Origin of the sequence: Micromonospora sp. WMMD730, from assembly GCF_049178955.1 — a bacterium.
In the GTDB taxonomy this organism is placed as follows: domain Bacteria; phylum Actinomycetota; class Actinomycetes; order Mycobacteriales; family Micromonosporaceae; genus Micromonospora; species Micromonospora wenchangensis.
Window position 1 is genome coordinate 803,888 of record NZ_JBMHML010000002.1, and the last position, 13,775, is coordinate 817,662.

At 75.4% G+C, this 13,775-nt stretch carries 12 protein-coding genes; 9 read left to right on the plus strand and 3 right to left on the minus strand.

Features of this window, described 5'->3' with window-relative positions:
- Positions 1–38 precede the first annotated feature (38 nt).
- The 5 genes from ACN265_RS03735 (at position 39) to ACN265_RS03755 (ending at position 2,825) form a co-directional block, all read left to right on the plus strand.
- Positions 39–710 (plus strand): hypothetical protein, encoded by a 672-nt coding sequence (locus tag ACN265_RS03735; protein WP_421406025.1) that lies wholly within the window; start codon positions 39–41, stop codon positions 708–710.
- A gap of 20 nt (positions 711–730) precedes the next feature.
- Positions 731–1,393, plus strand: a complete 663-nt coding sequence (locus ACN265_RS03740) for a hypothetical protein (RefSeq protein WP_421406026.1) — start codon at positions 731–733, stop codon at positions 1,391–1,393.
- A gap of 99 nt (positions 1,394–1,492) precedes the next feature.
- Entirely contained in the window at positions 1,493–1,723 is a 231-nt protein-coding gene (locus ACN265_RS03745) for a hypothetical protein (protein WP_357929746.1), read from the plus strand.
- Entirely contained in the window at positions 1,720–2,280 is a 561-nt protein-coding gene (locus ACN265_RS03750) for a hypothetical protein (RefSeq protein WP_421406027.1), read from the plus strand. The genes ACN265_RS03745 and ACN265_RS03750 overlap by 4 nt, the downstream gene beginning before the upstream one ends.
- On the plus strand, positions 2,277–2,825 hold the full coding sequence (locus ACN265_RS03755; RefSeq protein WP_421406028.1) for a hypothetical protein: 549 nt from the start codon (positions 2,277–2,279) through the stop codon (positions 2,823–2,825). The genes ACN265_RS03750 and ACN265_RS03755 overlap by 4 nt, the downstream gene beginning before the upstream one ends.
- A 20-nt stretch (positions 2,826–2,845) precedes the next feature.
- Here the strand turns inward: ACN265_RS03755 and ACN265_RS03760 are convergent, their stop codons facing one another.
- Positions 2,846–3,316 carry a hypothetical protein gene (locus ACN265_RS03760; RefSeq protein ID WP_421406030.1) on the minus strand — a complete coding sequence of 157 codons (471 nt, stop codon included), beginning with the start codon at positions 3,314–3,316 and terminating at the stop codon, positions 2,846–2,848.
- Between the two features lie 128 nt (positions 3,317–3,444).
- On the opposite strand from ACN265_RS03760, the gene ACN265_RS03765 reads away from it, so the two are divergent.
- The 3 genes from ACN265_RS03765 to ACN265_RS03775 are packed head-to-tail and all read left to right on the plus strand — an operon-like array spanning position 3,445 to position 6,753.
- Entirely contained in the window at positions 3,445–4,380 is a 936-nt protein-coding gene (locus tag ACN265_RS03765) for an SseB family protein (protein ID WP_421406032.1), read from the plus strand.
- Complete coding sequence (locus tag ACN265_RS03770) at positions 4,377–5,357, plus strand: SMI1/KNR4 family protein (protein ID WP_421406033.1); 981 nt, start codon at positions 4,377–4,379, stop codon at positions 5,355–5,357. Before ACN265_RS03765 ends, ACN265_RS03770 begins: the two co-directional genes overlap by 4 nt.
- 19 nt (positions 5,358–5,376) lie before the next feature.
- Positions 5,377–6,753 (plus strand): S8 family serine peptidase, encoded by a 1,377-nt coding sequence (locus tag ACN265_RS03775; protein WP_421406035.1) that lies wholly within the window; start codon positions 5,377–5,379, stop codon positions 6,751–6,753.
- A 22-nt stretch (positions 6,754–6,775) separates the two neighbouring features.
- On the opposite strand, the gene eccB is transcribed toward ACN265_RS03775, so the two are convergent.
- Entirely contained in the window at positions 6,776–8,170 is a 1,395-nt protein-coding gene (gene eccB, locus ACN265_RS03780; RefSeq protein ID WP_421406037.1) for a type VII secretion protein EccB, read from the minus strand.
- Positions 8,171–8,177: 7 nt separating this feature from the next.
- Positions 8,178–9,587 (minus strand): type VII secretion integral membrane protein EccD, encoded by a 1,410-nt coding sequence (eccD, locus tag ACN265_RS03785; protein WP_421406038.1) that lies wholly within the window; start codon positions 9,585–9,587, stop codon positions 8,178–8,180.
- Between the two features lie 184 nt (positions 9,588–9,771).
- Between eccD and eccCa the strand changes: the two genes are divergently transcribed.
- Positions 9,772–13,725 (plus strand): type VII secretion protein EccCa, encoded by a 3,954-nt coding sequence (gene eccCa, locus ACN265_RS03790; RefSeq protein WP_421406039.1) that lies wholly within the window; start codon positions 9,772–9,774, stop codon positions 13,723–13,725.
- Positions 13,726–13,775: the final 50 nt, after the last annotated feature.

Sequence of the window (13,775 nt, forward strand, 5' to 3'; positions counted from 1 at the left end):
TGCTGTTGCGGCTGGCGGGGCGGTTCCCGGACGAAGTGGTGACCCAGCTGCGAAAACTCCTCGGCGACGGGGATCTGCGGCACCTTCCGGATGCGGTGTCGGTGGCGACGGTGCAGTACGCCGTACCGATCTCCGCTGCGGACCGGGAGCTGCTGGGCCGGGTCCTGCGCACGCTGGATGTGCCGGGGGGCGAGCCTCGGTTGTACGACGAGGTGCCGGTCTCCGAGGAGACGCCGTCGGCGGACGCCTTCCGTTTCCTGCCGGCGCGGGCAGCGGTCGTCGAGCGCGCCGGGAACCGGCTGCCGAACCCGCTGGACCTGACCGGTGTCGACCCGGAGGACCCCACCGGGTTGCCGGCCCGGCTCGGTCACCTCGCTGATCTGGCCTACGAGCTGACCGACTGGCCCGACACCCGGTTCGTGGTGAGTGTTTCCCGTCATCCAGGTGTCCGGGGTATCTGGCGGGCGTGGCGGTCGACGGCTGACGGCCCACCGGTGGAGCGGCGGGTCTGCCTTGCCGAGTTGAGCCCTGGGATGCGGGCCTGGGACATCACCTACGATGCTCAGCGCGCCCTCGCCGAGGAGGATGAGGAGGCGCCGCAGGTGGAGACCTTCTGGGCCGGTGAACCGCTGCCGCCGTACCAGCGGGCGGCGCTGGCGGGCGCGGCCCTGCTGTGGACGCCTGTACCACCCGGCCCGGGCCCGGGGTGACACCGACAGGGAGGTTGCTGGTGGACACGGAGCGGACGACCGAGGCGCTCCAGCGGTACGTGCTGGAGCCGGGCGAGTCCACCGAGCGGGTGTGGGTCGGTCCGGAGTCGGTGACCGTGCGGACCGCCCACTTCCGCTACCTGGCCCGCCCGGCGCGGTGGGCGGTCGCCGACGAGCAGTGGGTGGCCGACGCGGTCCGGGTGGTGGCCGCACGGCAGCCGATGTTCGTCACCCATGCCCTGCTCCTCACCGCGTCGGGCGGGACGTTGCATCTCAACCGGCCCGAGGTGATGGGTGAACTGGGTCGCCGGGTGGGAGCCGGGCTGGACCCGTTGGCCTACGCGGAGCTGTTCGGTGAGTTGTATTCGGCGTGGGAGATCGACGGCCCGGTGGTACGCCCCTTCTCGGTGACCGAGGGCACCCACGCCGGTTGGCTGGTCCGCGACCCCGACCACTTCACCCGGGTGCTGGCGGTGCCGGACGCTCCGGCGGTGACGCCCCCGACGTTCGTGCCGGACCCGGACGAGGGCTGGACCCTGCGGTTCTTCTCGCACAACCATTACCTGTTGGAGATCCGCTCCGCGGTCGATGTGTACCGGTGGACGGTGACGGGCGGGCCGGACCGGGCGGCGACCTGGGCCCGGGAGACCGTCGCCGAGCGGGTGGAGCGTCCGCTGCCGTGACGGGTGGTGGTGCGGCGTATCGGCCAGGAGAGACCAGCCACGGTCGCTGGTCCGGGCGAGCGGTTCGCCCGCCGGCCGCCGGTGTCCGGAGGTGACCCGATGGCGATGAACGTCGATCCGGAGCGGCAACGTCGGCTGCGGGAGTTGGCCGAACTGCACGCCCGGTGGCAGGCAACACACCGGGTGGACGACGTCGACTTCACCCCCGAGGGTGCCGACTCGGCGCAGCGCCGGTCGCCGTCGGCGCAGGCGCAGCGCGAGTACATGCGCCAGGCCCGGGAGATCATGGGTCTCGACCCGGACACCGGCCACTACCGGGACGCCGAATGAGCCTGCTGCCCGCCGTCCGGAGCCGGGACGAGGCCGACCTCTACCTGGAGCTGCACCCGTGTGCCCGGTGCGGGTCGATGGAGGCCGCCTGGACCGGGACGGCGACGGCGCAGGGGAGCCGACCGGCCTACCGGTACTCCGGTCGGTGCGCCGAGTGCCAGGAGCAGCGCGAGTTCGTCTTCGCCCTGCCCGACGGACGGACGGCACCCGCCGACGCCGGCCCGCACCCCACCACCCGGTTCGGCGGTCCGCAGCCTTCCGCCCTGCTCGACCCCGGTGAGTGGCTGCTCGTCGCCGACTGGTGCGGCCAGGCGGCAGAGGTGGCCGAGCGGGAGGGTGACGACGCCGAGGCGGCGGACCTGCGCTGGACCGCCGTGGCCGCCCTGGAGGAGGTCCACAAGTTCCTGCCCGACGGCGGCGATGCGGTGCCGGAGGCGGCGTTCTGGTCGACCCGGGGACGGACGGTCTACCACCGGGAACCGGGACGGTTCCGCCGCCGCCGCATCGAGGTCGTCCGGGACTTCCACCTGGACCACATGCCGTGGAGCCCGTCGTGACCCCGCTGGCCGCGCGTTCCCTCCACGAGGCACACCTCTACATGGACCTGCAACCGTGCGGCTGCGGGCAGGGGCACTTCCCGCGCGCCTCCACTGTGCTCACCCTGCCCGACGGCGACCTGGCCCGCCGCTACACCGGCGGGTGCCAGGGGTGCGGCACGCCCCGGGAGTTCCTGTTCCGGCTGCCCGCCGGGCCCGTCGAGGTCGAGGAGAGCTTCCGGTACGGCGGTCCGGAGCCGTCCCGGCTGATCGACGCCGGGGAGTGGCTGTGGGTGGCCGAGCAGCACGCCAGGGGGGTGCCGGGCGGGGCGCGGACCCTGCCGGAGGCGGACCGCCGGCGGTGCCGGTCCCGCCTGGCCGCCGCCGTCGCCGCGCTCGACGAGGTGGTGAAGTTCGTGCCGCCCGGTGGGGCCCGGGTGCCGTTCACGGCGGTCTGGACGCCGCTGGGCCGCACGGTCTACCAGCGGGAACCGGGCCGGTTCCGGGCCGGCCGGCTGGTCGCGGTGCGGTCGGCGTACGTGGGGGCGCTACGCCGTCTGGGCTGAGCCGTCGGGGGTGGACGCGGTCAGTCGGCGGCGCCGCCCGACCGCTGCGCGGGGGTGGCGGCCCCGCCGGCCGGTGCGGTGGCCGACAGGTTCGCCTCGCACGTGGGGGAGATGCTGCTCTGGTCCTGCACGAGCCGGTCGCCGAACAGGATCGTGCAGTGCAACGTCGGGATCCCGCCGGCGTACGCCAACCGCTCGTCGACCCCCGGGCGGACCTGCGGCGTCGCCGACACCCACACCCGTTCGACGTCGGGGTAACGCAGGGTCACCGCATGGGACCAGGCCCAGGTCAGGCTGGTGGCGGACTGTGTCTCCAACCTGCTGTGCCCCCAGGTGACCGCCATCCCGAACAGCCCTCCCCCGCCGCCGACCACCTCGACGGTGAGCGTGACCACGTGCTCCACCGGGGCCGGTGCGGGGGTGGGCGACGGGTCGGCGGAACAACCGGCCACAGTGGCGGCCAGGGCGGCGACCGCGACGACACGTCGCATGGAACCTCCTGCGGAACGTCGGCGGACGGCGACCGGACCGTAGCCTAGCGTGCGCCCGCGGCGGGTCCCGCCCGCCGACGGGACATCGCTAGGCTCAGGTCGGCACCGGGCAGGGAGGGAGACCCGTCGTGGACGAGTCGTGGCAGCCGGCCAACGACACCGAACGGGCGTTGCTGCGCGCGGCGCGCGACGACGACCGCACCGGGTTCTTCCGGATCCTCACCCGGGCCGAGCTGTTCCTCCCGCAGGTGCGCGACGACGACCCGGCCGACGGCGGCCAGCGGTTCGTCACGATGGACCTCTTCGGAGCGCCGTTCCTGCCCGTCTTCACCTCGCTGGAGGCGATGGCGTCGCAGGTCGCCGGGGTCGCCGACGCCTACACCGTGACCGGGTACGACGAGCTGTGCGAGCGGTGGCCGGTGGCCGGCTGGCGGCTGGCGGTCAACCCGGGCACCCCGCTGGACGCGTACCTGCCGGTGGCGGCGGTCCGGGCGGCGGCGGACGGTGAGCTGACCGTGCCCGCCGGTGCGGAGCTGCTCACCGAGCTTGCCGAGGCGGCGGCCGACGACGAGATCGCCGCCGCGACCGCCGCCGCCCCGGACGACCCGACGACCGCGCTCGCCCCACCCGCCCCCGCCCCGAACCCGGCGGACGAGCCGGACACCGCCGCGCTGTTGCGGGACGCGGCCGAGCGCGGTGACTCCACCGGCTACCTGGACGCGCTGCTCGACGCGCTGGTGGTGCTCCCCACCGCCGCCCCGGTGCCCGACCCGGCCCGGCTGGTCGACCCCGACTTCCCGTGGCGTGCGGTCGGTGCGGGGGAGACGCCGGTGATCGAGGTGTTCACCTCCCCGGAGCGCTTCGCGCGGGCTTATCCGGACGGCACGCCGAGCCTGCGGGCCACGATGGCCGCCGTGCTCACCGTCTGGCCGCCGGGGCATGCCCTGGCCGTCGACCCGGACTCCCCGGCCGGCGTCACCGTCCCCGCCGACCAGGTCCCGTTCCTCCTGCTCTGGCCCACCCCCGACGAGACCGTCCCCGGCCCGCACGGGCGGGGCCGGTGAGCGGGGCCGGGCCGATCCCCGCAGCCCGGTACGCCTTCGGGGTGGCCCACCCGGCCGCGCCGATGCTGCGGGTCCGCTACCGGCAGGGGGTGCCGGTCGACCCGTACGGCTTTCCCGACTGGACGCCGTACGCGCGGGCGGTCGTCGAGCTGCCGCCGCTGCCGCCCGGCATCGGGGTGGACGAGGCCCGGGTGCTGGACGTGCTCACCGCCAACCTGACGGTGCCGGACCCGGCGGATCCGCAGGCGTCGGGGCGTACCCCGGCGGGGTGGGTCTGGGCGCACCTGGCGCGCAGCCGGCGGATCGCGCTGGTGCCGGCGGAACTGCACGCGGCACTGCGGCACCTCGGTGGGGTGAGCACCGGCGACGCCGACCACCGGCGGCGCGGCCTGCCGGTGGACACCGCCACCCCGCCGCCGCTGCGGTTCGCGCAACGGCTCACCCCGCAGGCGGTGGCCCGCGTCGAGCAGCGGCTCGGCGGCACCCTGCCGGCCGGCTACCGGGACTTCCTGGCCCGCACCAACGGCGGCTGGCCGGACTGGCCGGCCGTGCACCCCCGGTTCGGGTTCGTGGTCGACCAGCCGCTGTTCGGCGTGGTCCGGGCCGACTGGATGCAGGACCTGTGCCACGCCAACGCCTGGTTCACCGACCGGTTCACCGCCGACTTCCTGGCCGTCGGGCACCTACAGGGCGGCCTGCTCGCCGTCCGGGTGGCCGGCGGCGACGAGGGATCGGTCTGGTACTGGGACGACGACGACCCCCGGGCCCGCGACGACGACACCGCCGCCGACGTGGCCGACCGGCTGCTGCACCGCTGCGCCGACAGCTTCGGCGTCTTCTGGTACGCCCTGCGCGCGGTGCCCGGGTCGCTGCGTGAGCTGGCCGTCGACGCGGTGGCCGGTGGCCGGGTCGACCGGGTCGACGACGAGCGCACCGGGTGGGCGCTGCCGCCCGCCCGCCGGCGGCCGGCGGCGTGAGGCCGGGACGGAGGAACACATGACGGGGTACCCGCCGGTCCGGCCACAGCCGGACGACCAGGTCGGTGCGGGCGGTCGCCCGGACCACGCCGGCCCGGCCGCAGCGTCACCGACGACCGGGCCGGACCGGGATCGGAGCACGGCTGGTGGCCCGGCCCGGGCGGGGCGGCGTCCGGTGGCGGGTGCGCTCGTCGTCGGGCTGGTCGCCGCCGCCCTGGTCGGCCCGGTGCGGCCCGCCACGGCGGCACCCGACTGCGCGCCGGCCGGTGGGCAGGTCGGCACGCCCTCCTGGGCGCAGCAGGTGCTCGCCCCGGAGCAGGTGTGGCCGTTCAGCCAGGGGGCCGGGGTGACCGTCGCGGTGCTCGGCTCCGGGGTGGACGCCGACCACCCGCAGTTGCGGGGGCGGGTCGGCAGCGGCTTCGACGCGGTCCGGGGCAGCGGCCCGGCCGACACCGACTGCACCGGGCAGGGCACCCGGGTGGCCGGGCTGATCGTCGCCCGGCAGGCCGGCGGGTCACCGTTCGCGGGCCTCGCGCCGAGCGCCCGGGTGCTGCCGGTACGGGTGGTCGACGACCGGGCGTTCGGTGCCGCCCCGGTCGACCCGGCGGTGCTCGCCCGGGGCGTCGACTGGGCCGTCGACCGGGGTGCCCGGGTGGTCGCGGTGACCGTGGCCGCCGACCGGGACGCCGCGACCCTGCGGAACTCGGTGCGCCGGGCCGTCGACCGGGGCGTCCTGGTGGTGGCCGCCAGCGGTGACCGGGGCGGGGACGGCAACCCCGTGTCGTACCCGGCCGGCTACCCGGAGGTGCTCGCCGTCGGGGCGATCGGCCCGGACGGGCGGCGCTGGCCGAAGTCGCAGTACGGGCCGTACCTGGACCTGGTCGCGCCGGGCGTGGCGGTGACCACCACCCAGCGCGGTGAAGGACTGGTCGAGGCCGCCGACGGCACCGCACTGGCCTGCGGGTTCGTGGCCGGTGCCGGGGCGTTGACCCTCGCCAAGCGGTCCGGTACGCCGCGCAGCGAACTGGTCCGGCTGCTGACCGTGACGGCGGTCCCCGGTGCCGACCGCACCGAGTACGGCCACGGCACCGTCAACCCGTACGGTGCGGTCAACGACCAGTTGTTGCCGCAGGCCCGGCCGGCCCCGCTGCCCCGGTTCCGGCCCGCCGACGACCGGCCCGACCCGGCGGTCCGGGAGAGCCGGCGGATCGCCCTGGCCGGCACGGCGCTCGCCCTCGCCACCGTCCTGGTGGTGTGCGCCGTCGCGCTGACCCTGCCCCGGGTACGGCGTCGCCGGTGGCGGGCGGCCGTCGCAACGGCACCCGCCCGGTCGACGTCGCCGGCCGAACCGGGCCCGCCGGTGCAGCTCTTCGACGAACCGACGCCCGGCCGCTGACCCACCACGGCCGACGGTCCGGTCAGCCGCCGGCGGTGATCGACGCGGGGCGGACCGCCGCCAGGGGGTCCAGGACGGGGCCGGTCGGGACCAGCATGGTCAGGCTCGGCGGCACCGTCAGCGCCCCCTCCGCCGGGTAGCCGAGCAGGCGCAACGCCTCGGCGGACGGCACCGGGTAGCGGATGCCCAGGTCGGTGACGATGCTGTACGCGCCGGGGCTGCCGAGCAGGCGCAGCACGGTGACCCGGCCGGCGGGGGCGGCGATCCGGTCGGCCAGCGGGATGCCGTCGGGGGAGACGGAACCGGTCGGCGCGGCCCGGTCCGCGTCGGGCAGCGCGCCGCCCACTGTCAACTCCGGCGGGGTGCCGGCGTCGGTGGTGGCGGCGCAGATCTGCTGCCCCGGCTCGGGGCCGAGCAGCTTCGGCGGGGTGGCGGGCGGCCGGCCCCGGTCCGGCGGGCGGGGGACCTGCTGGCTCTTCGGCAGCGAGGTGACGTCGGAGACGGCGACCGGGACGGGCTGCCGCCCCGACTGGCCGGCCTGGATCGCCTGCTGCACCGGGTCGACCGGGGCGACCCCGTCGGCGAGCACCAGGTAGTGCTGCGGGCCGGAGGCGGTCTGGGTGACCAGCACGTCGCCGTTGCGTCGCCCGGACACCTCCCGGGAGGGTTTCCCCCGGTCGGCGACGGGCAGCGCGGCGAGGTCCACCCCGGCGGGCAGCGCGTTCAACCAGGCGGTGCCGACCGGGGTCGGGGTGACCGCCCCGAACAGGGCGGGCACGACCACCCGGGAACCCTGCACCAGGTGCCGGCGGCCGTGCCAGACCAGGTAGTTCATGCCCAGCGTGGCGTCCTTGACGAGCAGCCCGTCGTCGCCGACGCCCCGCCCACCGGCCGGCCGGGCGGCCAACGCCAGGGTCACCGTGTCGGTGGTGCGGCCGGTGTCGTCGGTCGTCGGGGCCGAGCAGACCGTCCACGGCAGACCGGCCCGCCGGTTCGCGGCCGGCAGCGAGGCGGGGGCGTTCGGGATGCCCATCGTCACCCCGCGCGGCACCGTGCCGAGGGTGCTGGCGGAGACGCGTACCACCTGGGTGCCGGGGCGGCCGGCGGCCAGCAGCGCCGACGCGTAGTTGAGCGTCGGATGCAGCCGTCCGTCCAGGTAGATGTAGGTCGCGCCGCTCTCCTTCTCGACCACCACCGCGCCGGGCTGCCGCCAACTGTTCCCACCGACCTTGGTGAGCAGCCCGTAGATGCCCACCCCGGCGGCGACCAGGACGGCGACCATCAGCCCACCGAAGAGCGCGCCGATGCCCCGACGCAGCGGCGACTGCTGCGGGTCGGTCTCGCGCATCACGAACGCGGACATCACCCGCTGGGTCATGAACTGGTACGACTGGAGCTGGTCCCGTCGCGTCGTCATCGTCGTCTCACCCGCCGATCGAGGCGAACATCCCCCGGATCGCCCCGAACAGGCCGATGACCGCGCAGGCCAGCGGGATCAGCGCCATGATGGCGATCACGTCGGCGATGTCGGCGGCCCGGCCCAGGTAGGGCGACGGCCGGCGTCGACTGTAGACCAGCCCGGCGACCAGCGTCAGCGCCGCCGCGGCGACCACACCGAGCCAGACGAGCACCCGGCCACCACCCGGCGCGGTGCCCAGCAGCGCGGCGACGGCCAGCGACGACAGCCCCAGCAGGCCGCTGACCAGCAGCGGCACCCGCTGCGCGGCGGTGGGGAAGAGCCGCCCCCGCAACAGCAGCGCGCCGGCGCCGCAGAGCGCCAGCAGCGCGCCGGCCGGGGTACGGTCCCCGGCCAGCAGGAACGCGATGGCCAGCGCGCCGCAGACCGAGGCGGACAGCAGCATCCCGGTGAGCAGTTCGGTGGCCCGTGCCACGGTCACGAAGACCTTCGCCCGCTCGGGCACCGGCCGGTCCTTCAGGATCTCCTCCGGCCGGTCGGGCAGCTCCGGCACCGGCAGCCTGCCCAACCAGCCGGCGATCAGCGGATAACCGGGCAGCAGGCCGATCACCGTGGTCAGCGTCGCCGCCGCCGAGCCGGCGGGGGAGACCCCGCCGTAGCAGAGCAGCGCGGCCAGCACGCCGGTGAGCCCGGCCGCCACCCCGGCCATGAACAGCCGCTGCACCCCGCCCACCGCCGCGTAGCCGACGATGCCGAAGACCAGCAGCGCGGCGGAGCCGAGCAGCAGGCTCGGCGCCCCCAGGTCGATCAGCCGGGCGTCGTCCGGTGCGCCGAGCAGCGCCCCGCCGAGCAGTGCGTAGGGCAGGCCGGCGGCGGCCACCACGGCCCCGGCGGTGGCGTCGGGCACGGCCCGCGACAGCACCGGGCCGACGACCGCCAGCAGCGCCGCGACCCCCAACGCCAGCAGCCCCGGGGTACGCCACGGCGCACCGACCGCGAGCAACGCGACCAGCCCGAACCCGAGCAGGGCGGCGGTGACCGCCAGCCCGGCCCGCCGGGTGGCGTCGTCACTCCACGATCGACCGGTCCGCCGCGCGCCGCTGGCGATCACCTCGACCACGTCGTCGTACGCCAGCTCGGGCCACTCGTCGCGGCCGGGCGTGAGGTGCAGCAGCTCGCCGTCGCGGACGCCCTGCACGGCGAGGTTGCGGGTGGCCTCCAGCAGGGTGCCGGTGGCCCGGCGCAACACCCACCCGCCCTGCTGTTCGCCGGCGTCGCCGAGGCCCTCCCCGGCGTGCCGGAGCAGGTGCGGCAGGAGTTCCCCGACGAGCATGCCGTTGGGCAACGCCACGTCCATCCGCCGCTGGGGGGCGGCGATGGTCACCCTGGCCAGACTGAGACCGCCCGGGGCCGTCACGCTGGTCACCTCCCCGTGTGCCACGCGTTCGCGCGGCGTCTGCTGGGCCCGCCGCGGCGGTCAAAGTAGCACGGTCGCACCGCCCGCCGGGTGGCCGTCCGAGCGCGGACGGCGGTCCCTGCCAGGGGCGACCGGTCGATAGAGTGGGCCGCCGTAGACCTACGTGGTGGGAGGTACGGGGGAGATGTCGTCGTTGGTGGTCGTCAAGCGTCCACCCCGCCGGCCGGCGCCCCCGCTGCCGACCGGTGAGGTGCTCCTCGACCCGCCGCCCGAGGTGCCGGCGGCCGGTGGCCGGGGCTGGACCCGGATGTTGATGATCCTGCCGATGGCGGCGGGTGCCGCGGCGATGGGCCTGATGATGGGCATGCAGCGCGGCGGCGTGATGACCTATGTGGTCGGTGGCATGTACGGGATCTCCATCCTCGGCATGATCGCCGTGATGGCGGTCAACCAGACGGGGCCCGGCAAACGCGAGATGATCGAGGCCCGCCGGCAGTACATGCGCCGCCTCGCCCAGCTGCGCGCCCAGGTCCGCGCGACCGTACGCCAGCAGCGGGAGGCCATCCACTACCGGCACCCCGACCCGGACTCGCTCTGGTCCACCGTGACCAGTGGCCGGCTCTGGGAACGTCGCCGGGGTGACGCCGACTTCAGCGTGGTCCGCATCGGCCTCGGCCCACAGGAGGTCGCCACCCCGCTGATCCCACCGCAGACCCGCCCGGTGGACGAGTTGGAGCCGCTGTGCGCGGTGGCGCTGCGCCGGTTCGTCGCCACCTACTCGGTGGTGCCCGACCTGCCGGTGGCGATCGCCCTGCGCGACTTCTCCCACGTCTACCTGCGCGGGGCCGACGACGCCGTACGGGGGCTGGTCCGCGCGGTGGTGGCCCAGTTGACCACCTTCCACGCCCCCGACGACCTGCTGGTCGCGCTCTGCGTCGACCCGGACCGGCGGGCCGGGTGGGAGTGGGCGAAGTGGCTGCCGCACGCCCAGCACCCGACGAAGCTCGACGCGGTCGGCCCGATCCGGCTGTTCGCCCCGACCGTGGTGGCGCTGGAGGCGATGCTCGTCGACGTGCTGGCCAACCGGCCCCGCTTCGACCCGACGGCGACGGCGGCGGTCGCGCCGTACGTGCTGGTGGTGGTCGACGGCGGGCAGGTCGCCGGCTCCGACCACCTGATGACCGAGGGCGGCGTCGCCGGGGTGACCCTGCTGGACCTCACCGGGAGGCCGCCGCGCCTGCTCGACGAGACCTCGGTGGTGCTCGACGTCGCCGACGACGGCACCATCTCGGGCACCACGATGGACGGTGCCACCCGGGTCGGCCGGGCCGACACGCTCGACCCGGCCAGGGCCGAGGTGCTGGCCCGGGAGCTGTCGCCGCTGCGGCTCTCCGCCGCCTCGTACGCCGACCAGCCGGCCGTCGCCACCGACCTGGGCCTGGCCGACCTGCTCGGCCTCGGCGACCCCTACGAGCTGGACCTGACCGACGCCTGGGGCAGCCGTCCCAACCGCAGCCGGCTGCGGGTGCCGATCGGGGTCAACGAGAACGGCCGGCCGATCGAGCTGGATCTCAAGGAGTCCGCCCAGGAGGGGATGGGCCCGCACGGGCTGCTCGTCGGCGCGACCGGCTCCGGCAAGAGCGAGCTGCTGCGGACGCTGGTGCTGGCGCTGACCGTCACGCACAGCCCGGAGATCCTCAACCTGGTGCTCGTGGACTTCAAGGGCGGCGCCACGTTCGCCGCGCTGGACCGGCTGCCGCACACCAGCGCCGTGATCACCAACCTGGCCGACGAGCTGTTCCTGGTCGACCGGATGCTCGGCGCGATCCAGGGCGAGATCACCCGCCGGCAGGAGCTGCTGCGCCGGGCCGGCAACTACGCCTCGCAGCGCGACTACGAGCGGGCCCGCGCGGCCGGGGTGCCGCTCGCCCCGCTGCCCAGCCTGCTGATCGTGGTGGACGAGTTCAGCGAGCTGCTCAGCGCCCGACCGGACTTCATCGACATGTTCGTGCAGATCGGCCGGGTGGGCCGGTCGCTGGGCATGCACCTGCTGCTGGCGTCGCAGCGGCTGGAGGAGGGGCGGCTGCGCGGCCTGGAGACGCACCTGTCGTACCGGCTGGGCCTGCGGACCTTCTCCTCGATGGAGTCCCGCGCGGTGCTCGGGGTGGCCGACGCCTACGAGCTGCCCCGCTCACCGGGGCACGGCTACCTCAAGGCCGGCACCGAGGGGCTGATCCGGTTCAAGGCCGCGTACGTCTCGGGGGCGGTCCGGCAGCACGGCGGGGTGCCCACCGTCGGCGGCCGGCTGATCGACCCGGTCCGCGACTACACCACCGACTACGTCCCGCTCGCCACCGACGACGCGCCGGACGAGCCGACGGAGGCCCCGGTCGACGAGCACGTCGGGGAGAGCCTGCTCGACGTGCTGGTGGCCCGGATGCAGGGGCGCGGACCGGCCGCCCACCAGGTCTGGTTGCCGCCGCTGGAGGAGCCGCCCACCCTCGACGCGCTGCTGCCACCGGTGCAGGTGTCCCCGGTGCGGGGCCTGACGATCGCCGCCGAGGACCGGCACGGCGCGCTGCACGGTGTGGCCGGCATCGTCGACAAGCCGTTGGAGCAGCGCCGCGACCCGCTCTGGCTGGACCTGGCCGGGGCGGCCGGCAACGTGATGGTGGTGGGTGCGCCGCAGACCGGCAAGAGCAACCTGCTGCGTACCCTGGTCACCAGCCTGGCCCTGGGCAACACCCCGCGCGAGGCGCAGTTCTACTGCCTCGACTTCGGCGGCGGCACCCTGGCCGCGCTGGCCGGCCTGCCGCACGTCGGCGGGGTGGCGAGCCGGCGCGAGGTGGACAAGGTCCGGCGGACCATCGCCGAGCTGCACGGGCTGATGCAGGCCCGGGACGCGTTGTTCACCACGCACGCGGTGGAGGGCGCGGCGGCCTACCGGCGGGCCCGCCGCGAGGGCCGGTTCCCCGAGGACCCGTTCGGTGACGTGTTCCTGGTGGTGGACGGCTGGGCGGCGCTGCGGGCCGAGTTCGAGGACCTGGAGCCCCTGGTCACCGAGCTGGCGAACCGGGGTCTCGGCTACGGCATCCACCTCCTGGCCGCCACCAACAGGTGGATGGACGTCCGCCCGGCGGTGCGGGACATGTTCGGCGCGAAGGTCGAGCTGCGCCTCGGCGAGCCGGCCGACTCGGTGATCAACCGGCGGGCCGCGGTGAACGTGCCGGAGCAGCACGGTCACGGCCTCACCCCCGACGGCCTGCACTTCCTCGCCGGCCTGCCCCGCCTCGACGGCCGGCCGGTGGTCGACGACCTGCCGGACGCGCTGGCCGACCTGGTCAAGCGGGTGGAGCAGCACTGGACGTCGGCGGGTGCCCCGGCGGTGCGGCTGCTCCCCGCCGAGCTGCCCTTCGAGGCGTTGCCCGCCGCGCAGGGCGGCGTGATCCCGATCGGCATCGCCGAGACCGACCTCCAGCCGGTACGCCTCGACTTCACCGCCGAACCGCACCTGCTGCTCTTCGGGGACGTCGAGTGCGGCAAGAGCACGTTCCTGCGCGGGCTGGCCCGTGGCATCGTCGAGGGCAACGACCCGGCGGCGGCCCGGATCATCCTGGTCGACTTCCGGCGCAGCCTGCTCGGCGCGGTGGAGTCCGAGCACCTGATCGGCTACGGCACCTCCCCGCAGGTCACCGCCGATCTGGTCAAGCAGGTGGCCACGGTGATGGGGGAGCGGCTGCCGGGGCGGGACGTGACCGCCGAGCAGCTGCGCGACCGGAGCTGGTGGAAGGGCCCGGAACTCTACCTGCTGGTCGACGACTACGACCTGGTCGCCGGGGCGGCGCTCAACCCGCTCGCGCCGCTGCTGGAGTACCTGCCGCAGGCCCGCGACATCGGCCTGCACCTGGTGCTTACCCGGCGGATCGGCGGTGCCGGGCGGGCCATGTTCGACCCGGTGATCGGCCGGATCAGGGAACTGGCCTCCCCGGGCATCATGATGTCCGGTCCACGGGAGGAGGGCGCGCTGTTCGGCACGATCAAGCCGCAGCGGCTGCCCGCCGGCCGGGGCTGGTTGTTCACCCGCCGGCACGGCGCCCAACTCGTCCAGCTCCCCCTGGTGCCGCCCCAGGTCAGCTGACCCGTCCGGCCTACCCGCCCGGTGCGCGTCGGGTTCCATGATCGACTCAA